This is a genomic window from Pontibacter oryzae (genome assembly GCF_003576375.1).
Lineage (GTDB): Bacteria > Bacteroidota > Bacteroidia > Cytophagales > Hymenobacteraceae > Pontibacter > Pontibacter oryzae.
Window position 1 is genome coordinate 498,253 of the sequence record NZ_QWGE01000003.1, and the last position, 22,491, is coordinate 520,743.

The 22,491-nt window shown below is 48.2% G+C and carries 21 protein-coding genes and 1 pseudogene; 18 read left to right on the forward strand and 4 right to left on the reverse strand.

The features are described 5' to 3' along the window. The first annotated feature begins 84 nt into the window (after window positions 1-84). The 4 genes from rlmF to msrA all read left to right on the forward strand — a co-directional run bounded on the left by rlmF (window position 85) and on the right by msrA (window position 2,494). Window positions 85-1,059 (forward strand): 23S rRNA (adenine(1618)-N(6))-methyltransferase RlmF, encoded by a 975-nt coding sequence (gene rlmF / locus D1627_RS10935; RefSeq protein ID WP_119432273.1) that lies wholly within the window; start codon window positions 85-87, stop codon window positions 1,057-1,059. Between the two features lie 91 nt (window positions 1,060-1,150). Beyond that, window positions 1,151-1,549, forward strand: a complete 399-nt coding sequence (locus tag D1627_RS10940; protein WP_119432274.1) for a methionine-R-sulfoxide reductase — start codon at window positions 1,151-1,153, stop codon at window positions 1,547-1,549. 27 nt (window positions 1,550-1,576) lie between these two features. Then, window positions 1,577-1,888: a peptide-methionine (R)-S-oxide reductase gene (locus D1627_RS10945; protein WP_119432275.1), complete on the forward strand. Its 312-nt coding sequence runs from the start codon at window positions 1,577-1,579 to the stop codon at window positions 1,886-1,888. 66 nt (window positions 1,889-1,954) lie between these two features. After that, entirely contained in the window at window positions 1,955-2,494 is a 540-nt protein-coding gene (gene msrA / locus D1627_RS10950; protein WP_119432276.1) for a peptide-methionine (S)-S-oxide reductase MsrA, read from the forward strand. A gap of 37 nt (window positions 2,495-2,531) precedes the next feature. On the opposite strand, the gene D1627_RS10955 is transcribed toward msrA, so the two are convergent. Next, on the reverse strand, window positions 2,532-3,458 hold the full coding sequence (locus D1627_RS10955; RefSeq protein ID WP_119432277.1) for a hypothetical protein: 927 nt from the start codon (window positions 3,456-3,458) through the stop codon (window positions 2,532-2,534). 201 nt (window positions 3,459-3,659) lie between these two features. On the opposite strand from D1627_RS10955, the gene D1627_RS10960 reads away from it, so the two are divergent. The 3 genes from D1627_RS10960 to D1627_RS10970 all read left to right on the forward strand — a co-directional run bounded on the left by D1627_RS10960 (window position 3,660) and on the right by D1627_RS10970 (window position 5,006). Beyond that, the gene (locus D1627_RS10960) at window positions 3,660-4,043 is read left to right on the forward strand and encodes a diacylglycerol kinase (protein ID WP_119432278.1); all 384 of its coding nucleotides are present in this window, start codon (window positions 3,660-3,662) and stop codon (window positions 4,041-4,043) included. 75 nt (window positions 4,044-4,118) lie between these two features. Then, window positions 4,119-4,523: a DUF6970 domain-containing protein gene (locus tag D1627_RS10965; RefSeq protein ID WP_119432279.1), complete on the forward strand. Its 405-nt coding sequence runs from the start codon at window positions 4,119-4,121 to the stop codon at window positions 4,521-4,523. Between the two features lie 6 nt (window positions 4,524-4,529). Then, a complete protein-coding gene (locus tag D1627_RS10970; protein WP_119432280.1) occupies window positions 4,530-5,006 on the forward strand; it encodes a DinB family protein in 477 nt (158 codons plus the stop codon). Between the two features lie 112 nt (window positions 5,007-5,118). Here the strand turns inward: D1627_RS10970 and D1627_RS10975 are convergent, their stop codons facing one another. Next, window positions 5,119-8,133: an AsmA family protein gene (locus D1627_RS10975; protein ID WP_119432281.1), complete on the reverse strand. Its 3,015-nt coding sequence runs from the start codon at window positions 8,131-8,133 to the stop codon at window positions 5,119-5,121. A gap of 137 nt (window positions 8,134-8,270) precedes the next feature. Here D1627_RS10975 and D1627_RS10980 point away from each other — a divergent pair, with 137 nt between their 5' ends. The 3 genes from D1627_RS10980 to D1627_RS10990 all read left to right on the forward strand — a co-directional run bounded on the left by D1627_RS10980 (window position 8,271) and on the right by D1627_RS10990 (window position 11,127). Further along, window positions 8,271-9,290 carry a PorP/SprF family type IX secretion system membrane protein gene (locus D1627_RS10980; RefSeq protein ID WP_119432542.1) on the forward strand — a complete coding sequence of 340 codons (1,020 nt, stop codon included), beginning with the start codon at window positions 8,271-8,273 and terminating at the stop codon, window positions 9,288-9,290. Window positions 9,291-9,353: 63 nt separating this feature from the next. Beyond that, window positions 9,354-10,583 carry a gliding motility lipoprotein GldJ gene (gldJ, locus tag D1627_RS10985; protein ID WP_119432282.1) on the forward strand — a complete coding sequence of 410 codons (1,230 nt, stop codon included), beginning with the start codon at window positions 9,354-9,356 and terminating at the stop codon, window positions 10,581-10,583. Between the two features lie 64 nt (window positions 10,584-10,647). After that, window positions 10,648-11,127: a DUF4265 domain-containing protein gene (locus D1627_RS10990; protein ID WP_119432283.1), complete on the forward strand. Its 480-nt coding sequence runs from the start codon at window positions 10,648-10,650 to the stop codon at window positions 11,125-11,127. 83 nt (window positions 11,128-11,210) lie between these two features. Here the strand turns inward: D1627_RS10990 and D1627_RS10995 are convergent. Both D1627_RS10995 and D1627_RS11000 read right to left on the reverse strand, forming a co-directional pair. Then, window positions 11,211-12,755 (reverse strand): annotated as a pseudogene (locus D1627_RS10995) (malate:quinone oxidoreductase); the annotation flags it as partial. An 84-nt stretch (window positions 12,756-12,839) separates the two neighbouring features. After that, entirely contained in the window at window positions 12,840-13,526 is a 687-nt protein-coding gene (locus tag D1627_RS11000) for a ComF family protein (protein WP_233555599.1), read from the reverse strand. A 95-nt stretch (window positions 13,527-13,621) separates the two neighbouring features. Here D1627_RS11000 and D1627_RS11005 point away from each other — a divergent pair, with 95 nt between their 5' ends. The 8 genes from D1627_RS11005 to D1627_RS11040 all read left to right on the forward strand — a co-directional run bounded on the left by D1627_RS11005 (window position 13,622) and on the right by D1627_RS11040 (window position 22,447). Then, on the forward strand, window positions 13,622-13,975 hold the full coding sequence (locus D1627_RS11005; protein ID WP_119432285.1) for a carboxymuconolactone decarboxylase family protein: 354 nt from the start codon (window positions 13,622-13,624) through the stop codon (window positions 13,973-13,975). 78 nt (window positions 13,976-14,053) lie between these two features. Then, complete coding sequence (locus D1627_RS11010; protein ID WP_119432286.1) at window positions 14,054-14,410, forward strand: hypothetical protein; 357 nt, start codon at window positions 14,054-14,056, stop codon at window positions 14,408-14,410. 159 nt (window positions 14,411-14,569) lie between these two features. Then, complete coding sequence (locus tag D1627_RS11015) at window positions 14,570-15,331, forward strand: exodeoxyribonuclease III (protein ID WP_119432287.1); 762 nt, start codon at window positions 14,570-14,572, stop codon at window positions 15,329-15,331. Between the two features lie 120 nt (window positions 15,332-15,451). Continuing rightward, a complete protein-coding gene (locus D1627_RS11020; RefSeq protein ID WP_119432288.1) occupies window positions 15,452-18,763 on the forward strand; it encodes a DUF4175 family protein in 3,312 nt (1,103 codons plus the stop codon). A 30-nt stretch (window positions 18,764-18,793) separates the two neighbouring features. After that, entirely contained in the window at window positions 18,794-19,219 is a 426-nt protein-coding gene (locus tag D1627_RS11025; protein ID WP_119432289.1) for an ATP-binding protein, read from the forward strand. Next, window positions 19,203-19,631 (forward strand): rRNA maturation RNase YbeY, encoded by a 429-nt coding sequence (ybeY, locus tag D1627_RS11030; protein WP_119432290.1) that lies wholly within the window; start codon window positions 19,203-19,205, stop codon window positions 19,629-19,631. Before D1627_RS11025 ends, ybeY begins: the two co-directional genes overlap by 17 nt. Before the next feature lie 65 nt (window positions 19,632-19,696). Further along, window positions 19,697-21,559: a tRNA uridine-5-carboxymethylaminomethyl(34) synthesis enzyme MnmG gene (mnmG, locus tag D1627_RS11035; RefSeq protein WP_119432544.1), complete on the forward strand. Its 1,863-nt coding sequence runs from the start codon at window positions 19,697-19,699 to the stop codon at window positions 21,557-21,559. Continuing rightward, a complete protein-coding gene (locus D1627_RS11040) occupies window positions 21,560-22,447 on the forward strand; it encodes a class I SAM-dependent methyltransferase (RefSeq protein ID WP_119432291.1) in 888 nt (295 codons plus the stop codon). The last annotated feature ends 44 nt before the right edge of the window (window positions 22,448-22,491 follow it).

Genomic DNA, 22,491 nt, shown 5'->3' on the forward strand with positions numbered 1-22,491 from the left:
GAAATACAGTATACTTGTAAAATAATTTATTAAATATAAAGATTATCTTCTGACATCGGAAGAACAAATAGTCGATTAACGCCAATGCCTCACCGAAAAAAAGCGCACCCCACACAGAAAACTGGCCTGCACGCCCGCAACAGGCACAGAGCGCGCTACAACTTTCCGGAGCTGGTAAAAAGTTGCCCTGCTTTAAAGCCCTTTGTCAGGCAAAACGAGTATGGCGATGCTTCTGTCGATTTTTTTAACCCGCAGGCTGTGAAGATGCTTAACAGCGCCCTGCTGGCATCTTTTTATAAAATTAGCGATTGGGATATACCAGCGGGTTACCTTTGCCCGCCCATACCCGGCAGGGCAGATTACATACATCATGCAGCCGACTTGCTAGCCGCATCTAACCAAGGGAAAATACCAACGGGCAAAAGTATAACCTGCCTCGATGTTGGCGTGGGGGCCAGTTGCGTTTACCCTATCATTGGCCAGTATGAGTATGGGTGGTCGTTTATCGGGGCAGATATAGACCCGGCTTCCATTGCCTCCTCCCAAAAGATCATAGACGCTAACCCAAGCCTGAAGGGCAGCGCGGCGCTGAGGCTGCAACCAAACTCCAAAAGCATCTTCCGGGGCATTATACAGCAGGGTGAGTTTATTGATTTAACCGTATGCAACCCGCCTTTCCATGTATCGCTGGCCGAGGCGCAGGCAGGCACTATGCGGAAGCTTAACAACCTGCAACAGCAGAAGAAATCGAAGTTGGTGCTGAACTTTGGCGGCCAGAAAGCCGAGCTTTGGTGCCCGGGCGGGGAGAGCCGCTTCGTAAACCACATGGTTTCCCAGAGCCGCGAGTTCGCCACGTCGTGTTTCTGGTTTACCACGCTTATCTCTAAGCAAGCCAACCTGAAGGGCGCTTACCAGGCATTGGAACAGGTGGGCGCCACCGAGGTGAAGACCATACCAATGGCCCACGGCAACAAAGTAAGCCGCATTGTAGCCTGGACTTTCCTGAGCCCGAAGCAACAACAAGCATGGCAGCAGCTACGCTGGAAAAAGCACGTATAAAATCATACTTTACCAATCTAAAACCTTACAGCCTTGTTCGCTGTTCTTACAGCCACACGTATAAAAAGCATCAAACCCAACATATAAACCTATGAAAATCGCGAAAGACCCCTCAGATTATAACAAACTTACACCGGAAGAAGCACGCATCATTGTGGATAAAGGCACCGAGTACCCTGGCACCGGCGAGTATGAGCACAACAAGGCCGAAGGTGTATATCTGTGCAAGCGCTGCAACAACCCGCTTTATACTTCGGAGTACAAGTTTGAGTCGCATTGCGGCTGGCCTAGTTTTGATGACGAGATAACCGGAGCCGTGAAGCGCGTGCCCGATGCCGATGGCCGCCGCACAGAGATTGTATGTGCCAACTGCGGCGCGCACCTGGGCCACGTATTTGAAGGAGAGTACTTAACGCCGAAGAACATACGCCACTGCGTGAACTCGCTCTCGATGAAGTTTGTGCCGGTAGAGGAACTGGAGAAACAGTAAAACCGCCGGTAGCGCCAGGTATAACCAATGGTCCGGAACCAGAAAATAGACCCGGCAGCGCGGCGGCAGGAGCAGGGAGTTTATACTTGCTCGGGCTGTGGCGAGGCGCTGTTTGAGGCCAGCAAGAAGTTTGAGGTGGGCTCTGGTTTCCCGAGCTTCTGGGCGCAGATAGGGGAGCACGTGGCACACAAGCCCCTGGCAACCTACGGCCGCCAGCGCACGCAACTGCTGTGCCATCGTTGCGGCCAACACCTGGGCCACCTCTTTAAAGATACCCGCACGCCTACCAACGTGCGCTACTGCATTAATGCGGCGGCTTTAAAGCTGCGGCAAGTATAAATTGGGTTCAGCCATGCTTTGTTTTGCCCTGGTTAAACCCTCAACTATAAAAGAGAAAGATCACCTATGGAGATAGCAACATTTGGCAACGGCTGCTTTTGGTGCACCGAAGCCGTTTTCCAGGACCTGGAAGGCGTGGAGAAAGTAGAATCGGGGTATATGGGCGGCCACGTAGACAACCCAACCTATAAGCAGGTTTGCTCGGGCAACACTGGCCACGCAGAGGTACTGCAAATCACTTTTGACCCAGCTAAGATAAACTATAAGGAGCTGTTGGAAGTTTTTTGGCGTACCCACGACCCCACCACCCTTAACCGCCAGGGTAACGACGTGGGCACGCAGTACCGCTCCATTATCTTCTACCACAGCCCTGAGCAGCAGCAACTGGCCGAGCAGTATAAGCAGGAACTGGATGCCTCCGGCGCATTCGACAACCCGATCGTGACGACCATTGAGCCTGCCGAGAAGTTTTACCCAGCCGAAGCCTATCATCAGAATTACTTTAAAAACAACCCGGACCAACCTTATTGCAGATTCCTGATTGGCCCGAAGGTAGAAAAGCTAAAACAGGTTTTCGGCCACAAACTAAAGCCCCAAGCTAGCTAATGCAACAGGCCATGCCACCAAATTGGTATGGCCTGGTTTATTTTTGAGCGGCATACTGCAGTTGGGCAGTATACATTCTTATCCAGCTGTTCAGATCGGTGTTTGCTTGATAAGTATAGCCGTCCAGGTAATCGCGCCGATTGATGGTAGCCTTGGTGATTAGCCATTCCGGGGCCTTCACGTCAGAATTATATTCCATACTTAGCCTGATCTGGTTTTTCTCAACATCTTCTGCCACTTTCACGGTAATGGCAAAAGTGGCGGGTGCATCCTTGCTGTAGCCGGGTAGCCAGAGCGCTGAGAAATTGAACGGCTTGCCTGCTTTTGCCTGGCTCCGCTGCCGCAATACCATGGCGTTATTAATGATGCGGATAATGCCCTCGCGCTGCTTTTTGTTAAGGCCTTTGTAAAAATCAATGTTATCTATCCTAAACGAGGTGCGTTGCGGGTCTGGTGTGTTTTCGGGCAAGTAAAGCTCGTGCACCGGGATAATGTTGCTTGTAGCGCCTTGCACCAGGCTATCGCGGTAAAACAGTTCGGTGTGCTGCACAAAAGATTTTTGAGGAGAGAATAGTTTTAGCTCGTTATACTTATCCTCCATCACACCGCCCTTTATCTTACCTTTGCCGTTATTAGGCCTAAAATATAGCTGGTAATACACACCGGGCTGGCCGTTCAGGTTAAGGGAGTCAAGGGAAGATACCAGCGTATAGTTTAGCCGGTGCGGCTTCTTTCGTACCTTTGTGGTATCAAACACAAGCACCTGGCCGTTTTGCTGCAGCGAGTCGAAGCGGTGCATGTAAAAGCGGTTTACCCGCCGGAACTGCGCCTCATAGTTGGCCCCGGCGCTGTTGCTTATCTCCACCCGGTCAATGGTGAGCGGCCTTTTGTAGGCATTCGGGCCGCAGGAGCAAAGCGTTATACTTAACAGAAGTATGGAAAGGAGCCAGGTCAGTTGTTTCATGTGGTTTGTTTTCTAAGAGGTTCGATAAGCATGAGCATGTCAGAAAGTTATACTTTGATTCTCAAGAAATCAAGATACAACTAAAAATTTAGTTAAAAGTATGAATCCATGTAATCTTATACTTTCCAGTGGTTAAAATAACCCATTAGCCTGTGTAAAGTATATTTCTTACATCAGCTTACTATAAACGACCTGCCCGGCTTGCGAACCTATCTTAAAAAACGTTATACCAGTTTTAAATATGCCTTTAAAGGGCTGCATGCCGCTTTGCGCTCAGAGCCGCACATGCGCCTGCACGTACTTTCAGCAGTGGGGGTAGTGGCCGCAGGTTTTGCCTTTGGTGTGAGCCTGACGGAGTGGTGCCTTTTAATTGGCTGTATTGGGTTGGTGGTAACGGCTGAGGTGTTTAACACGGCCATCGAAACGGTGGTGAACCTCGTATCGCCCACATACCGTCCGCTGGCCGGCAAGGCAAAGGACTTGGCGGCAGGAGCCGTACTGGTAGCAGCAGCTACCGCAGCCCTTATCGGAACTATTATTTTTCTGCCGTACCTGCTGGCATTCGCTAAAATATACTTTGGCTAGGCAAAGTGTGCTTCTTGTGGCTAAAATGGCACATCAGGCAATACCTTCCCCAAAAAATATTTAACTTGCACCCGCATGAAAAAACCACAGCAGAACAGTTCTTTCAGAAGTATAGCGTGCGCCATAGCCTTGGTTGCTTGTTTCGGCATAAGTAGCTGTAAGCCTGGCAATGCATCAACCGAAGCTTCAACGGCGCAGGATTCAAACCCTGCCTGGCTTACGCAACTGATCGGGAAGGTAAAACTAGAGGAGCCTGCTAACCCACCTGCCAAAATCTACCGCTATACTTATAGTGGGCAACAGGTATACTTACTCAGTGGCCGCTGCTGCGATGTGCCAAGCAAGCTTTACGATGCCAATGGCAACGTAATCTGCGAGCCCGATGGCGGCATTACGGGCAAAGGCGATGGCCGCTGCCCTGATTTTTTCGAGCAACGCCAGAATGAAACATTAGTTTGGGAAGATAAAAGAAAAAGCTAAATAACGATGACCGGAAACGACGTACTGAAAAACTTATCAGAATATAACATCTGGGCAAACCAGACCATGCTGGATGTGTTCAGCAGCCTGCCGGAGGTGCCAGCCAACTCGCTGCGCCTGCAGAGCCACGCCCTTAACGCACAAGCCATTTGGATTGCCCGAATCACCGGCACCGAAAGCCCTGTAAAAGTATGGCAGGAGCATACTTTGGATGAACTGAAGGAACTGCACAAGTATGCCTCTTACAAGATAAAAGAGCTGGTTGATTCTTCTGACGAAGCTGAATTTAACCGCCTTATCGACTATACCAACAGCCAGGGCCACAAATACAGCACCCGCGTGCTCGACATCCTGACGCATGCCTTCAACCATGCTACGTACCACCGCGCACAGGTTGCCACCGACCTACGCAACAATAACCATACGCCGCCAAACACAGATTACGTGACATATGTGCGCGAGCTGATGGGCCAGGTGTACTAACTAGATGTAAGATTTAAGGCAGGATCATAAAAGAAAGAGGCAGCACGTTAACGTGCTGCCTCTTTCTTTTATGATCCTGCTTTGAGAGTTTCTAAACAACCCTGATTCTTGGCTATTGCTGTTTAGTAGTATCCGGTTTGGTGGCTGGTACTGGCTTGGTCAGGCCTTTCAGGAAGCCGCCTACTTTATCGGCGGCCTGCTTTTTAATTTGCTGCTCAGCCTCCAGGCGTTTTTTCTCAAGCTCTTCGCGGGCTTTTTGCTCTGCCTCCAGCTTCTTACGGTTTAGCTCGGTTTGCACGCTATCCTGCAACTGTTGCTTGCGCTGCGCGGCCTGCTGCTTTACCACGTTCAGCTTATCCTCTACCACTGATTTAACCAGGTCTGTGGCCTGCTCTTTTACCGAGCCACCTGCCAGCGATACGCGCGGGTTATTATACGTGCCGCCTACATTTAGCTTTAAGGTAACACGCTCGGTATTTGTAAGGCTTTGGCCGCCCAGCAGGTTTGCCAGGCTGGCGTTTAGCTGCTGCCCAACCTTGCCTGTAGGCACGTTTAGCGCAGTAACGTAATCAATGCCTCCATCGGAAGCAGTGCTGCCGCCCACGGTCATGTCTATGTTGCCGATGTTCAGGTTAAATGGCTTTACCAGTAGTTTACCGTCTACTATCTCGGCATCAATCTTTTTATTCTCGATCACGAAGCTGCGTAGCTCATCAAAGTGCGTCAGGCTGCTGATCTTCTCTACCAGTGGCACATCGCGCACAGCAGCGCGCAGCACATTAATTACTCCTGTACCATCTAGCGTGTTAAACAACGGAATCATATCCTGGCCAAGCTCCCCGGCAAAGGAGAAGGTAGTAGAGAATTTACCCTCTAGCAGCTTTGCAATAGGGGCGAAGACTTGTACGGTGTTAAACGCATTAAACGCCTCTTTAAAGCCCAAATCTTGGATGTCCAATTTCATATCGAAGAGCGGGTGCTGCAAATCCTGGGTGTTGTAGCTGCCACTTGTGGCAAATGTGCCGCCCAATGTGTTAAAGGTAACTTTGTTGAGCTTTGCTACTTTGTCTTTCACCTGCACCTGACCGTTTACATTGCTAAGCTTCAGGTTATCGTAGAGTACTTGCTTGGCATCAATATTTAAGGCAACATCCAAATTACCCGGCACTTCTACTACACCTTCTGAGGCGGCATCTTCTACAGGCTCCCCGGTGTCCTCGTCCACCATCCACTCATTCACATCAAAACGGTTAGAGCTCAGGTTAAATGTACCGCGCAGCGACTGGTTATCGGCCAGAGCATAGCCCAGGTAGTTAGATACAGAGCCGCTGGCTTTAAAGTCGCTCTTGCCCAGGTAGCCGCTCATGTTCTGCAGGTTAATGCGCTCGTTATTAAAATTGGCCGTGGCACTGGCTATCTTCATACCTTGCGGCAGGTCGGTGCTTACAAAATTCAGGTTGCTGATGGCCATGGTACCGTTTGCCATAATGTTGTTATACTTCTCAGCCTCCACATCGCTTAGCTTGCCCTTGGCCGAAACATCAGCCGTAATGCGCCCTGAAACTGTCATGCCTTCCTGCGGGAAAATCTTGGTGAGCTTTGTCAGGTCAAGTATACCTTTTATGCGGCCATCAAAGGCGGGTTTGTCTATGCCGGCAATCAGCATGCGCCCTTCCAGAGGCTCGCCATCGAGGGTCATGTTAAAGCGCTCTATGTTGATGCGGGTATCATCGGTGTTGCCTGTGGTGTTCCGGATGTTTGCCACCATGTTCAGCCCTTGTATCGGTGCCGGAAAATCTTTGGATTTGATGTATGCGTTGGTCAGGTTCAGGTCTGCATCCACCACGGGCATGCTTTTCTCAGAGTATGTGCCTTTGGCGTCGGCATCCACTTTCAAGAGGCCGCGCAGCGTCATGCCCTCTACAGGATATACTTTTGTAAGTTCGGCCAGGTCTACGTTTGCTTTTACGTTTCCATCCACCTGCATCACTTCTAGGCCTTTCACCGTTACTTTGGCATCTATCGGGTTTTTACCGAGATCCATGTGGAACTGGCGCACCGCGATGTTTGTGTTCTGTGGCGTTCCGTCTTTGCTGTCCACACTCATGTCTACGTTGATGTTGCGGGCAGCCTCAGGCAGGTCCGGGTATTTGAACATCCCTTCCATTACCTTCAGGTTCACGCCATAGCCGGGCATCTGTGTATCAATCATGCGGCCTTTAAAGTATCCGTCAAAGCTAAGTTTTCCGCTTGTCTTAATATCCTTGAACTGCTCGCTATACATGCCCGGCACCACCGACAGCACATTACGAAACTCGGCTTCGGTAGCGCTAAAGGTCAGGTCAAAGTCCATCGCCTCGTCTGGCATAAGTATGGAGCCATCAAAAGTGAAAGGCAGCTCGTTTACGCGTATATTGTTATCCTTGAAAGTATAAAGCGACTTAGCCAGATCCATGGCCATCGTTACGTTTGCATCAAGGGTCGCATTCTCCAGGTAATTTACGCCGTCGTAAGTCATGGTAACACGGTCTGAGGTCGTTTCAGAAACCATATCAAATACATCCTGCTCAAAATCGCCGCTACCCGAGTGCTGCACATTATAGGCCGCAAACCCGAACGGAATACTAAGGTCGTCGTAGAAGATGGTGCCGTTATCAACCTCCCAACCCTTTATGGCCATGTTAAAATCGGAGGCGGTTGTGTCGGAGGGCGTGGTAGCAGTAGTGTCTTCCAGGAAGATATCCCAATTGGCCTTGCCGCTTTTCAGGACCAGCAGGCGAATGACAGGCTGCTCCAGCTTAATGGAGTTTACCTTTACCTCGTCGCCGAACACACTGAACAGGTTAAGGCCCAAACGGAAGGAGGGGATTATTGCCAGCGTGTCGGTGGCAAAAGAGTCCTGGCCGATAACCGTGAGGTTCTCCACACCCAGCGATAGGTTTGGGAAGTCGCGGAATAGCGAGAGGCTTACATCGTCTGTCTCGTAAAGTATGCGGGCATTGATATTATTGGCAATCTCTTGGTCTAGGGCTTGTTTGATTTTATCTTTGAATAGGAGCGGTACCAGCGCTGCTGCGGCAAACAGCAGGGCCAAAAAGATAAAAAAGCCTATGGCTACTTTTTTCATGTTTTATGGCAGTAGTTTAGGTGTTTACTATTATACATTAGCTAAGCTAAATAATTTATAGCTAAAATCGTGCTAATAGTGTTGCACTTTAATTTATACATACTTATAACTGTAGTGCTTAGGGTTGATTGTACGGCATGCATATTCATTTAAAAAAAATTTTCCTATTGTTCCTAAGCTGTATGTGGGCTCAAAGCGCTCTTGCGCAAGATGTGCAGTACACTCAGCAGTATGCCAACCAATTATATTTAAACCCGGCCTTTGCTGGCCTAGACCGCACCTGGAGCGCCACATTGTCGCACCGTAAACAATGGCCAGCGCTTAACGGTTCTTTTATCACAAACTCGCTTGCCGCTGATTTCCGTATTCCTGATTCGAAAAGTGCAATTAGCTTACTGCTGCAGCAGGACCGTGCCGGTATTGGTGGATTACAAAAACTACAGGGTGGCCTAGCCTATGCTTACCATACCAACATTAGCACGGGTTGGTCGGCCTCTGCAGGCTTGCAGGCAAGTATAGCCTCACTAAGTATAAATTACGGCAACTTGGTTTTCGGGGACCAGCTGTCTGACAATGGTATGGTGGCCCTTTCCTCGGCGGAAGTAAACAACTTCCAGCCAACTACTTATGTTGACTTTACAGTTGGCGGCCTGGTATACTCCGATCAGTTTTGGGCGGGCCTGACGGCAGCGCACTTAAACAAGCCTGCTTACGGGCTGGGGGAGCAAACGGAATTGCCATTGCGTTTTACGGCTGTTGCAGGGTATAAATTTTACGCTAGGTCTTATGTGGAGCGCGGCAACCTGTTCGAGCTCAGCTTTACGCCTACCGCCACTTATGTGCATCAGCAAAGTTCTAAAAGATTAGATTTGGGCTTATACACTAATTATACGCCTCTTACGTTAGGAATAATATATAAAGGTGTACCGGTCACCGGCGGAACTAACCAGGACCAATCCTTGTCCGTAATAGCGGGGCTGCAGATAAAGCAGTTTCAACTAGGTTTTAGCCACGATGTCGGCCTCAAAGGCCTGAGCAAGCAAGCCGGCGGTACAAACGAAATTTCACTGATTTTTGAACGTTCGGATATTAACAAATTGTTTAGAAGCCGCTTAAGAGACAAATTTAACAGAAACATTGTTTGTCCGGCATTCTAATATTAATTATAATTGCACATTAATCTACGTTACAAGAACCTTATCTTAATTGGGTACTATTTTATGAAGTTAATTAAGTATTTATCGGCTGCGGTAGTGGGAGGCTTCCTGTTGACTGCCTGCTCTAAGGGTGGCCAACCGACAAGCACAAATCCAGGCGCTTATAGCTCCGCTACAGGTGCTGAGTATGGTGAGGACGAGGAGGCTTTTGCTGTCGCTGACTATGCTGAGTTTCCGCAGGGGCCGGGCTTGATTTTTATTGAAGGTGGCCGTACGGTGTTGGGCTCTATGGAAGAGGATATCGCCATGACCCGTGACAACGTGGAGCGCACAGTAACTGTGGCATCTTTTTACATGGATGAGACAGAGGTGGCTAACATACACTGGCTGGAATACCTGCACGACCTGAAACGCGACTCTTTGCCGGAAGTATATCAGGCAGCTTTGCCGGATACAACGGTTTGGTCTCGCCAACTTTCTTTTAATGACCCTTACGTAACGTATTACCTACGCTACCCAGGCTTCCGTTTCTTCCCAGTGGTGGGAGTGAGCTGGTTACAGGCCAATGATTTCTGCGTGTGGCGTACTGCTAAGGTTAATAACATTCTTGCCAAAGAAGCCGGAGGCGGCGGAGGCAGAAGAGGCTTATTTGGACGTGGCGGAAGCGATGAAACAACTGAAAGCGAACAACCATCTATCGAGTCTGGCTATGTATTGCCAAACTATCGCCTCCCAACAGAGGCAGAGTGGGAGTATGCTGCGCAGGCTATGATCGGCACGCAGTACTCTGAAGACGAAAACCAGAATAACCGCCGTTTATACCCTTGGGACGGGCACCAGGTGCGTAACCCATATGGCCGCGAAATGGGTAAGTTTATGGCCAACTTTAAGCGAGGCCGTGGTGACTATGCCGGTATTGCCGGTTCCCTGAACGACGGTGCCATGATCACGGATTACATCTATGCTTACCCTCCAAACGACTTCGGTTTGTACAACATGGCCGGTAACGTAAACGAGTGGGTACAAGATGTTTATCGCCCGCTTTCTTATCAGGACGTAGAAGACCTTAACCCGTTCCGCCGCGATGGCTACCTGGATGAGTCTGAAAACTATGACTCTAGCGAAGGTTACCACTCTCTGGTTAATGATGAGGTTCGTGTATACAAAGGTGGCTCTTGGAAAGATGTAGCCTACTGGTTGTCTCCGGGCACACGCCGCTTCATGGCTCAGGATTCATCTACCGCAACTATCGGTTTCCGTTGCGCCATGATCAACGCAGGTTCTAACAAGTAAGATTAACCCCAATTGATTATACAAAAGCCCGGAAGCAATTCCGGGCTTTTTAATTTTATACTTTATGAGTGAGAAGAAGCAAGGACATAAAATCATTTTCCGTTTCCATAGCGAGCTATTTGCCAAAGAAATGACGGAAACACTGTGGGCTTTGGCAGTTGACCCTACGCAGGACCTTTACCAGATCGACAGCATCCCGACTTTTGTACCGCTTATTGCCACCGAGGATATTGTGCGCGCCACCTATGACGCCATGGAAGAAGGACTGCTGTACCAGGAAACCGTGACGCCTTCCGGCAATTCTACCATCCAGGTGATACGCCAGAACGAAGACACACCCTTGCTGGAACTGCGCAAGCGCTTTGCCGAGACCGGATGCCTTTCGGAAGAAGTGAATGAAGATTTCTTTGTACTAGAGGTCCCCATGAATGTCAACTATGCCGTAGTGAAAGAACTGCTGGATGAGCTGGAAACCCAGGAAGAGATTGAGTATGCCGAACCTTGCCTCTCGGAAGTGCACCGCGAGCAGACTTCCTCAAAATAGAGTAGGCGAGAAGCTACAAGTATAAATAGTAAGGCCCGTTGCTGTTATAGTTACGGGACTTACTATTTATACTCGTGAAGCCTTTACTTCTTTTCAACGGCAGGCACCAGACCCAGCACTTCGCTAGTATAGTTTCGTACTTGTTCCAGCAACTGTGGGTTATCAGCCAAAGATTGGCCATACGACGGGATCATCTCTTTCATCTTTTTCTGCCACTCTTCCGTGTTCAAGCGCTCCATAAAACACCTTTGCAACAGGCCCAGCATTATTGATACTGCTGTAGATGCACCTGGCGAAGCACCCAGCAAAGCCGCCAGCGTGCAGTTCGCGCCGCTTACTACTTCGGTGCCAAACTCCAGCACACCGCCTTTCTGCGGGTCTCTCTTGATGATCTGTACACGCTGACCAGCAACCTCAAGCTCCCAGTCTTCGGGCTTTGCCTCCGGGAAGTATGCTTTCAGGGCCTCCAACTTATCCTCCGGTGATTGCCGCACCTGGTCTATGAGGTAGCGTGTCAGCGACATATTCTGTATCCCCGCCGATAGCATTGGGCGGAGGTTGGTTGGCTTAATGGAGCGTGGCAAGTCTAGGAAAGAGCCTTTCTTCAGGAATTTGGTGGAGAAACCAGCATATGGCCCGAAAAGCAATTCTCGCTTTCCGTTGATATAGCGCGTATCCAGGTGCGGCACCGACATAGGCGGCGATCCAACGGCTGCCTTGCCGTATACTTTGGCTCTGTGCCGCTCAATAACATCGCGGTTGGTACACTTAAGCCACTGCCCGCTAACCGGAAAACCGCCATAGCCTTTGCCTTCCGGGATATCAGATTTTTCCAGCAGTGGCAAGGCGCCTCCGCCTGCCCCAATAAATACATAGCGGGCAAATACGGTTCGCTTGTCCCCGTTTTTCAGGTCTTTTACCCTGATGCGCCAGCGGCCATCCTCACGCTGCCGTAGCTTACGCACCTCGTGGCTGAAATGCATTTTCACGCCTCTCTCTTCCTGCAAATGCTTAAACATGCTTTGCGTAAGAGCGCCAAAGTTCACGTCTGTTCCTAAATCCATGCGGGTAGCTGCCACTTTATCCGTATTTTTTCGTCCTTCCATAATCAATGGAACCCACTCCCGGATTTGATCCTGATCCTCTGAGTATATCATGTCATCAAACAAGTGGCACTGCACCATTGCCTCGTACCGCTTGCGCAGAAAGTTCACGTTCTCATCGCCCCACACAAAACTCATGTGCGGTATGTTCTTGATGAAGGATGTAGGCAGCTCAATAATATTATTCTTGATCAGGTAAGCCCAGAATTGTTTCGATTCCTCAAACGATTCTGCAATACGAATCGCCTTTGAGGTGTCGATGGTGCCATCGGGTAGTTCAGGAGTGTAGTTTAGCTCGCAGAAGGCAGAGTGGCCGGTGCCGGCGTTGTTCCAGGCATCAGAGCTCTCGGCCGCGGCCATATCGAGGCGCTCATAAACCTCTATTTTCAGGGATGGTTGTAGCTCTTTAAGCATCATGCCCAAGGTGGCGCTCATAATACCTGCACCAATCAGCACCACATCGGGGTAGTTTTCTGTATTGTCTTTCATTTGGTTCATATCGATCCTAAGTTTTAAACCTGCTGCTACACAGGCGAGAACATAGCGGTTAGGATTGAGTACGGGAAAAACTTCTTTTTGATAAAACCAGGCCGCCTCTTATACTTTAGCTTACGCTGCGGCAATGGTTACCACGCTTACTTCCTTGGCGCCGGCAGCCAGCAACACCACGGCACAGGCTTCCAACGTTGCGCCTGTAGTCATCACGTCATCCACGAGCAGCACATGCTTGTCCCGGACCTGCTCCGGTCTGGGCACCTGAAATACATCCTCCACATTCTTCCATCGGTCGAAACGGTTCTTACGCGTCTGTGTAGCAGTATTCGCCTTTCGGACAAGCGCGTGCCCATAGCTAGGCAAGTTCATACTTTGGCTTAAGCCCAACCCAAAGCTTTCGGCCTGATTGTAACCACGGCGGCGCATTTTATACTTGTGCAGCGGCACTGGCACGATCACATCAAAATGCTGGTTATACTGATGGTCGGAGAGGAGGGAGCCATAGCGTTGGCCCAGATGCTCGCCAAGCTCCTGCGCGCCTTTATACTTTAGCTGATGCAACAGCCGCTGGACACGCCCCTTGGGCACAAAGTACAGATAGGCAAATGCAAAACGTACAGGCACCTTGCCCCAGAACCTGCGCTGCAAAGGATTATGCTCGGTGGCGCCATGCACGTGAAAATCGGTATAAGGCAGCTTTATACTACAGTTGGTGCAGATAAACTTTTCGCCGCGTGCCAGTGCACCACTGCAGGCATAGCAGCTCTCTGGAAACAGCAGGCTTAAGACATCCTCAAACATTGGCAGCAGGCTTTGGGTTAAGGTATTCTAACGATTTTGGCGTAACTTTATACTTGGACTAATTTACAATCCTTCCTAATTAAAAATAGCTAACAATGAGCTTAGTAGAAGAATTCAATGATTATCGCACGCGCATGAACGAGCGCATCATGTCTTACGACAATAAAGTAATAAAGCGTTTCTTTAACCTGGATACCAATACCTATATGGAGGGTGCCCTGGATGTTAAAACCAAAGAAATGCTGGGCCTAGTGGCATCCATGGTGCTGCGCTGCGACGATTGCATTAAATACCACGTCGGTAAATGCTATGAAGAAGGCGTAACCGATGAGCAGTTTATGGAGGTATCGTCTATCGCTAATCTGGTGGGTGGCTCCATTGTTATCCCTCACTTCCGCCGCGCCGTGGAGTATTGGGAAGAGCTGAAAGAAACAGGCAGCGCTAAATAATATATCATTGCTGATTGTTAATTGTTGGTCGTTTATACTTTATATCAATCAACAATTAACAATATACAATCACCTTATATGTACGACAGCGATAATTTAGAGCATAACTGGACGCAGCTCAGGGCCGACCTGATGAAGCGCTTTGGCAAAAAGCCTGACCTGAACGCTATTCTGTTCCTGATCGGGATTCAGGAACTGGGTATGGGCATTCGGGAGTTTACAAAGGAAGAGAAGCAGGACCTGATGCACATCGCCACTTGCCGCGTATTCAGCCTGTCGGGTTACTATGAGTTTAAGGGCCGCGACAGCGATGGCTGGCCGCACTTTAAGCCTGCTAAAGCTTTGCCCTTCGCCAACCTGAAGGAGCAGGAGCAAATGCTTAAATGGCATGTTATTGAGTATTTTAACCGTGCCGACGATATCCGTAAACCTTAATGCGTAGCACGTAGCTAGTATCACGCAGCACGATTTTAGTAAAGTATGGTTTAATAATATAAGCTACTTTGGTTTATACTTGATCCATCACTACTGCTGCTTAGTAAAAAGAAGAGTCATGCTACCTGATACGTGCTACGTGCATCGCTAAATTCACCCATGAGAATTATCACCTATAATGTTAACGGCATTCGTGCTGCGCTTACTAAAGGCTTTGATGAGTGGCTAAAGGCTGCTAAACCTGATGTGCTTTGCCTGCAGGAAATCAAGGCCGATGAATCGAAGTTTGATAAAGCTTTGTTTGAGGATATGGGCTACCACGTTTACCTGCACCCGGCTGTTAAGAAAGGGTATAGTGGTGTGGCGATTCTCTCTAAAGAAAAACCAAATCATATTGAAGTTGGCTGTGGTATGGATTGCTACGACGTGGAAGGCCGTGTGCTGCGCGCAGATTATGGCGATGTGTCTGTGATGAGCGTATACATGCCATCGGGCTCCAGCGGCGATCTGCGCCAGGACTTCAAGTTTCAGTGGATGGATGACTTCTATGGCTATATCGGCGACTTAAAAAATCAGCTGCCGGCCCTAGTAGTTAGCGGAGACTATAACATTTGCCACAAGCCAATTGATATTCATAACCCGAAGTCGAACGCTAAAAGCTCCGGCTTTTTGCCTGAAGAGCGCGAATGGATGAGCAAACTGGTTGAGAGCGGCTTTATTGATACCTTCCGCCACTTTAACCAGGAGCCTCATAATTATACCTGGTGGAGTTATCGGGCAGGGGCACGCAACAAAAATCTGGGCTGGCGTATTGATTATAACATGGCCACTGCTAACCTGCGCGACCGCCTGACACGCTCCGCCATACTTACCGAAGCTCGGCACTCGGACCATTGCCCTGTGCTTTTGGAGTTGGAGTAGGGCAAGGGCCGGCAACTATACTTTATACTTTCAACGTTCTGTTATAGATAGTATAACCTAACCCGGATTTTGGTTAACTTACAAGATAGCCGCCATGCCTTAACTTTGGATTAGAAACAGATGAAACATACCGGTGCACTCGATCAGTTGCTGCATCAGCTGCAGGAGTTCAAGCAAAAGTTCTATCTCAATTTACTTTTGAGGGGGAGCATTTTTGCTGTTGGGCTCCTGCTGTCTGTTTATATCGCGTACAGTTTGCTCGAGTACATGTTCTACTTCCCAGTGTATGTGCGCGGCTTTCTGCTTTTCTCTTTTGCAGCGGCGGTTGTCTATGTTTTTATCCGCTGGATTGCCCTGCCTTTAAGCGCCCTTACCCGCCTGCGCCGTACCCTCTCTGATGAGCAGGCTGCCAAACAAGTAGGCTTATACTTCCCGGAGATACATGACAAGCTGCTCAACGCTATTCAGCTGCAGCACCAGGACCGCACCAATGCTTTAATACTGGCAAGTATAGACCAACGCAGCCAGCAGTTGCTTCACTTTAAGTTTAAGGATGCCGTAACGTATAAGGAGAACAAGCCGCTATTAAAGTATGTGGCCCTTCCGTTGGTTATAGCTTTGCTGATTATGCTGGTATATCCTGCTATTTTTGTGCAGGGCACTGAGCGCATCATCCATTACAAAACACATTACACACCTAAAGCACCCTTTACCTTTGTGGTGCAGAATAATAACTTACAGACCTACCGCGGCGAGGATTTTGAGCTACAAGTTGCCCTCGAAGGTGATGCCGTCCCTAGCGAAGTATACCTAAACTACAGTGGCCGCCGGCAGAAACTCACGCAGAATAAAGCCGGAGTGTATACTTATACATTTAAGCAGTTGCAGCGCCCCGTCGATTTTCAGCTGGAAGGTTCGGGCTTTTTTTCTGATGCCTATACTTTGGAGCTTCTCTCGCGCCCCAACCTGAAAGACTTCCGGATGCTGGTGCAGTTCCCTGCATACCTTAACCGAAAACCGGAGGAGATACAGAACACAGGCAACGCCACTGTGCCTGAGGGAAGCCGCATCACCTGGAACCTGGCAACCTCTGAAACGGATACTGTAAATTTTGCCTTCAAGGAACCAGCCCAAATGCTGACGGCCCAAAACGATGGCGGCAGCTTTATGTTAAGCAAGCAGTTTAACCAAACCCAGAACTACAGTATTAAACTGCAAAACGAGCATAGCACTAATAAAGAGCAGATCAACTATCAAATCACAACCATCCCGGACCGTAACCCGCAGATCAGCCTGGAACAGTACAAGGACACCGCGTTGTATGCCTATGCCGTTCTAGGCGGTGATGTATCCGATGACTATGGCCTTAGCCGTTTGGCACTGGTTTACCGCGTCAGCAGCCCAAGCAGGCCTCAGGCAAAGTTTAAATCCCAATCATTGCCACTCAACAAACAGCATCTAAGCCAAACATACTATTACCAATGGAACATTGCCGCCCTCAACCTCAAGCCCGGCGACAAGCTGGAGTACTTTGTGCAAGTGTGGGACAACGATGGCATCCATGGACCTAAAAGCGCCCGCACCCGCACCTACGAGTTTAAAGTGCCTGATAAGCGCGACCTTCAGAAAGAGCTCGACAGCAACTCGCAATCCGTTGCAAGCCAGCTTAGCAAAACTCTTGAGAAGGCCGACCGCTTGGAGCGGGAGCTTTCTAAGTCTGAAGAAAAGATGAAGACCAAGCGTGACCTCTCCTGGCAGGACAAGAAACAACTTGAAGATCTGGCCGCTAAGAAGAAGCAATTGGAGCAGGACATCAACTCAATGAAGGAACTGTTTGAGGAGCTCAACAAAAAACAGAATATGCTGAGTGAGCCAAACAAGCAGCTGGCTGAGAAGGCCCAGGAACTGCAAAAGCTCATGAACGACCTCCTGGACCCCGAAACCAAAAAGCTTTACGAAGAACTAGAGAAACTTCTTCAGCAAAACCAGCCAAACGATACAGAGCTGCAAAAGCTCCTGAGCAAACTTGATAACCGCGAGAAGAACCTTGAGCGGGAGCTAGAGCGCGCCCTGGAACTTTTTAAGCAGCTGCAGTTTGAGCAAAAGCTTGATAACATTGCCAACCAACTGGATGAGATGGGGGAGAAGGAGCAACAACTCGCCCAGAAAACAGAGCAGAAACAGGAAAATAACCAGCAGCTTCAGGACCAGCAAGAAGAATTACAACAGGATTTTGAGGACGTTAAGGAGCAACTGAAGGAGCTGAATGAGTTAAATGACAAGCTGGATAACCCTAACCAAGTAGACAAACAACAGCAGCAGCAAGACCAGAAAAGTATAGAGCAGCAAATGCAGCAAAGCCAGCAGCAGCTTCAGAAGAACCAGAACAAGAAAGCCAGTGAGTCGCAGCAGAAGGCCGGCCAGCAGATGAAGCAAATGGCGAAGCAGATGGAGCAGATGAAAAGCAGCATGAGCATGGCTGGCATGCAGCAAAACCTCGACCACCTGCGCGACATCCTGGAGAACCTTATCACGCTCTCGTTCGACCAGGAGCACCTGATGAAGCAGTTCCGCAGCGTTAACCAAAGCGACCCGCGCTTTATCGATCTCTCGCAACAGCAGCTGAGCCTGCGCGACAATGCCCAGGTTATCGAGGACAGCCTTTTCTCTTTAGCTAAAAAGGTATTTCAGATTGAGTCTTTTGTAACCCGCGAGGTGGCCGCCATGAACCAAAGTATGGACAACAGCATGGAAGACCTGCGGGAGCGGAACCTAGGCAAGGCTACCGGCCAGCAGCAACTCGCCATGACAAGTATGAACAACCTGGCCCTTATGCTTAACGATGTTCTGAAACAAATGCAGCAAGCCATGCAGCAAATGCAGGGTAGCATGGCCGGAAAACAGAAGAGTAATAAGCCGCGCCCAGGAAATATGGGTGATTTGCAGCAGCAATTGAACAAAAAAATAGAAGATCTTAAAAAAGGAGGCGTATCAGGTAAGGCACTTTCTGAAGAATTAGCTAAATTGGCTGCGGAGCAGGAGGCTCTTCGGAATGCACTGAAAGAATTAGAGAAACAGGGCAAGCAAAACGGCAAAAGCGGGCAGAACGGCGACTTGGGAAATATTAGCAAGATGATGGAACAAACCGAAACTGATCTCGTTAATAAACGTTTGACCGAGCAGACGATAATGCGCCAGCGTGAAATACTTACGCGCTTACTCGAAGCCGAGAAATCGGCTAAGGAACGGGAGTTAGACAACAAGCGAGAGGCTAAGTCAGCCCAAGACATTGCTCGCCGTGTTCCTCCTTCTTTCGAGAAGTATATAAAGGCAAAAGAGAAACAAACGGAACTACTTAAAACTATACCTCCTGCTTTATCACCTTACTACAAGCAAAAGGTAAACGAGTATTTTCAGAACATAAGCAATTAAACAGCACCTATTTTACACTTAACGATTAATATGAATCAGGTTAAAATTCAGATTCCTTCTCTAATCGAAAACATCAGAGTAATAGAAAGCTTTATCGACAACTCTAAAGATGAATTTGAGTTTGAAGACGACATTTATGGCAACATTATGGTTGCCGTTACGGAATCTGTGAACAACGCCATTCGCCACGGCAACAAGTTTGATAAGGACAAGAATGTATACTTATCACTGCAGGTAGAAAACAACAAATTACTATTTGAGGTTGCTGATGAAGGCCCTGGCTTTGATTATGAGAACTTACCGGACCCTACCGCCCCAGAGAACTTAGAGAACCCTGGTGGCCGAGGCATCTTTTTGATGCGAAACCTTTGTGATGAGGTCAATTTTTTAGATGAAGGCAAAAAGGTACAGTTAATTTTTAATATTCTTCCTTCCCAGAATGGATCATCCAATTGAGTTCTTTAGCGAGGATATAGAGTTTGAGCTAAACAACCCAGATAAAGTTTCAGAGTGGATCTCCACAGTAATCGAAAAGCATGAGCAGGATCTAAGCAACCTTACTTACATTTTCTGTTCCGACGACTACCTCCACGAGATCAACCTTGAATACCTCGATCACGATACGCTAACAGATATTATCACCTTCAATAATGCCGACGAAGATGGCATCGTTGAAGGTGATATTTTTATAAGCATAGACAGAGTTCGTGACAACGCAACCGACCACGGCACTTCTTTTGAAGATGAGCTGCACCGCGTCCTCATCCATGGCGTGCTGCATCTACTTGGCTTTAAAGATAAGTCTGAAGAGGAAGAGGCACTTATGCGTAAAGAAGAAGATTCTTCGTTATCTTTGCGAAAGTTTTAGCATCAAACGGAATTACCAACCCTCGAAAGATGTTTCACGTGAAACATCTTAAAAAATCAGAATACATGTTTCCAGAATACGATATTATAGTTGTTGGAGCTGGGCACGCAGGCTGTGAAGCCGCGGCGGCCGCAGCAAAAATGGGCTCAAAGGTTTTACTCGCAACCATGAACATGAACACCATAGCGCAAATGTCATGCAACCCAGCAATGGGCGGTGTGGCAAAAGGGCAGATTGTTCGTGAGATAGATGCGCTTGGAGGTATGAGTGGAATCATTACCGACCAGACCATGATTCAGTTTCGTATGCTAAATAAATCAAAAGGCCCAGCTATGTGGAGCCCAAGAGCGCAAAGCGACAGAATGCGATTTGCAGAAGCATGGCGATTAACCTTGGAGCAAACCAGCAACGTTGACTTCTGGCAAGAGATGGTTACGGGCATAGAAGTTGAAGGAGAGAAGGCCGTAGGAGTAAGGACAAGCCTGGGGATAAGTATACGCGGAAAGGCCGTTATATTAACTAATGGCACGTTTTTGAATGGTATTATCCACATCGGAGAAAAGCAATTAGGGGGAGGCCGTGCAGCAGAAAAATCAGCTAAAGGTATAACGGAACAACTGATAGAACTGGGTTTTGAAGCTGGCCGGATGAAGACGGGAACACCGCCACGCGTGGATGGCCGTTCGCTGGATTACAGCAAAATGGAAGAGCAATTCGGTGATGAGGTGCCTAGTAAGTTCTCTTACACTGACACACAGCCCCTCGCCCAACAGCGTAGCTGCTACATAACTTATACAAACCCGGAAGTACATGAGATCTTGAAAACGGGCTTCGAAAAATCGCCGATGTTTCAGGGGCGCATACAAGGTTTAGGCCCGCGTTACTGCCCATCTATTGAGGATAAGATCAACCGCTTTGCAGACCGAGACCGCCACCAGATTTTTGTGGAGCCGGAAGGCTGGGATACAGTAGAAGTATACGTAAACGGTTTCTCAAGCTCATTACCTGAACACGTGCAGCTAGAAGCCTTGCGCAAGATTGAAGGATTTGAGAACGCTAAGATGTTCCGCCCAGGATATGCTATAGAATATGACTTCTTCCCGCCAACCCAGCTCAACCTAACACTTGAGACAAAGTTAGTAGAGAACCTATACTTTGCCGGCCAGATAAACGGCACAACAGGTTATGAAGAAGCAGCATGCCAGGGATTGATGGCGTCTATCAATGCGCATAACAAAATCAACAATAAGGAGCCTTTCATTTTGAAGAGATCTGAAGCCTACATTGGTGTTCTTATCGATGACCTAGTTAACAAAGGTACAGACGAGCCTTACCGGATGTTTACATCACGGGCTGAGCACCGCATTTTGCTCCGCCAAGACAATGCCGATATTCGCTTAACGAAGATAGGTTATGAGTTAGGACTTGCCGATGAAAGGCGCTTGAAAAATGTTGAAAAGAAGATTCAGGAAACTGCTGAAATCATCGCTTATCTAAATATTAAACCGATAGAGCCTGAAGATATCAACAGTGCCTTGCTAGAAATGGGCTCGGCTCCAATATCGGAAAAACAGCGCGCTGGTCAGCTTATCAAACGCCCGAATATAGAAATCGAAACAATAGCTAAGGCAGTGCCATCTGTGGCAGATTACTTAAGTAGATTTAATCAGGATAGTGTAGAGCAAGCAGGGATTTCTGTAAAGTATGAAACATACATAGAGAAAGAATATGCTATGGCAGCCAAAATGAGCGAGTTGGAAAACTATAATATCAGAGGCAAAATAAACTACCAAGAAATACCTGCGTTATCTAAAGAAGCAAAGGAGAAACTACTGAAGGTAGAACCTGAAACTATAGGGCAAGCCAGTAGAATCAGTGGAGTTTCACCGGCTGACATTTCAGTGTTAATGGTATACCTCGGAAAATAGATGAGCTACGAAAGACTGGATCAATGCCCGATTTGCGGCAAAGAAGAGTTCAAGAATTTTTTAGTAGTAACAGACAATGCTGTATCGAAAGAGAGCTTTGTAATTGTGGAATGCGAGAACTGCTCGTTTAAATTCACTAATCCAAGGCCTGATGCAGCAAGCATAGGCCAGTACTATGAATCAGAGGATTACATTTCGCATAGCAATGTTAAAACCGGGATTATCAACAGAGCATATCATGTAGTTAGATCCATCACCACAAAGCAAAAGGTGGAGCTTATCAACAGGCAGGCTCTCGCCAAAGGGAGCATTCTGGATTATGGCTGCGGTACAGGCACATTCCTGGCTGCATGCAAAAAGGATGGCTGGGAAGTAAGAGGAGTAGAGCCTAACACAAAAGCCAGGGAGGTTGCCACGCAAGAAACAGGTGAGATAATTGCCGCTAGCCTGGAAGATATAGAAGGTGAAAAGTATGAGGTAATAACGCTATGGCATGTACTAGAGCACATTCATACTCTAAATGAAACCATAGCGCAGCTCCTGGAGTGCCTGCAAGATGATGGGACGCTCATAGTAGCTGTACCAAATGCTGACTCGCATGATGCCCAGGAATATAAAGAAAATTGGGCTGCCTATGATGTACCAAGGCATCTATATCACTTCACCCAAAACACAATGAAACGCTTCTTAAAAAAACATAAAATGGTGTTAGAAGAAGTCCTCCCCATGAAGTTTGATGCATATTACGTGAGCATGCTTAGCGAGAAACATAAAGAAGGAAAAACAAAGATGTTGAATAGCGTAGTAAGCGGTTATCGGTCTAATAGCTATGCTGAAAAAAACGGCAACGATTACTCCAGCTTAATTTTTATAGCAAAAAGAAAATAATAGTATCAAATTTACGTGCAGTACTAAATAGGCAGACGCAAGTT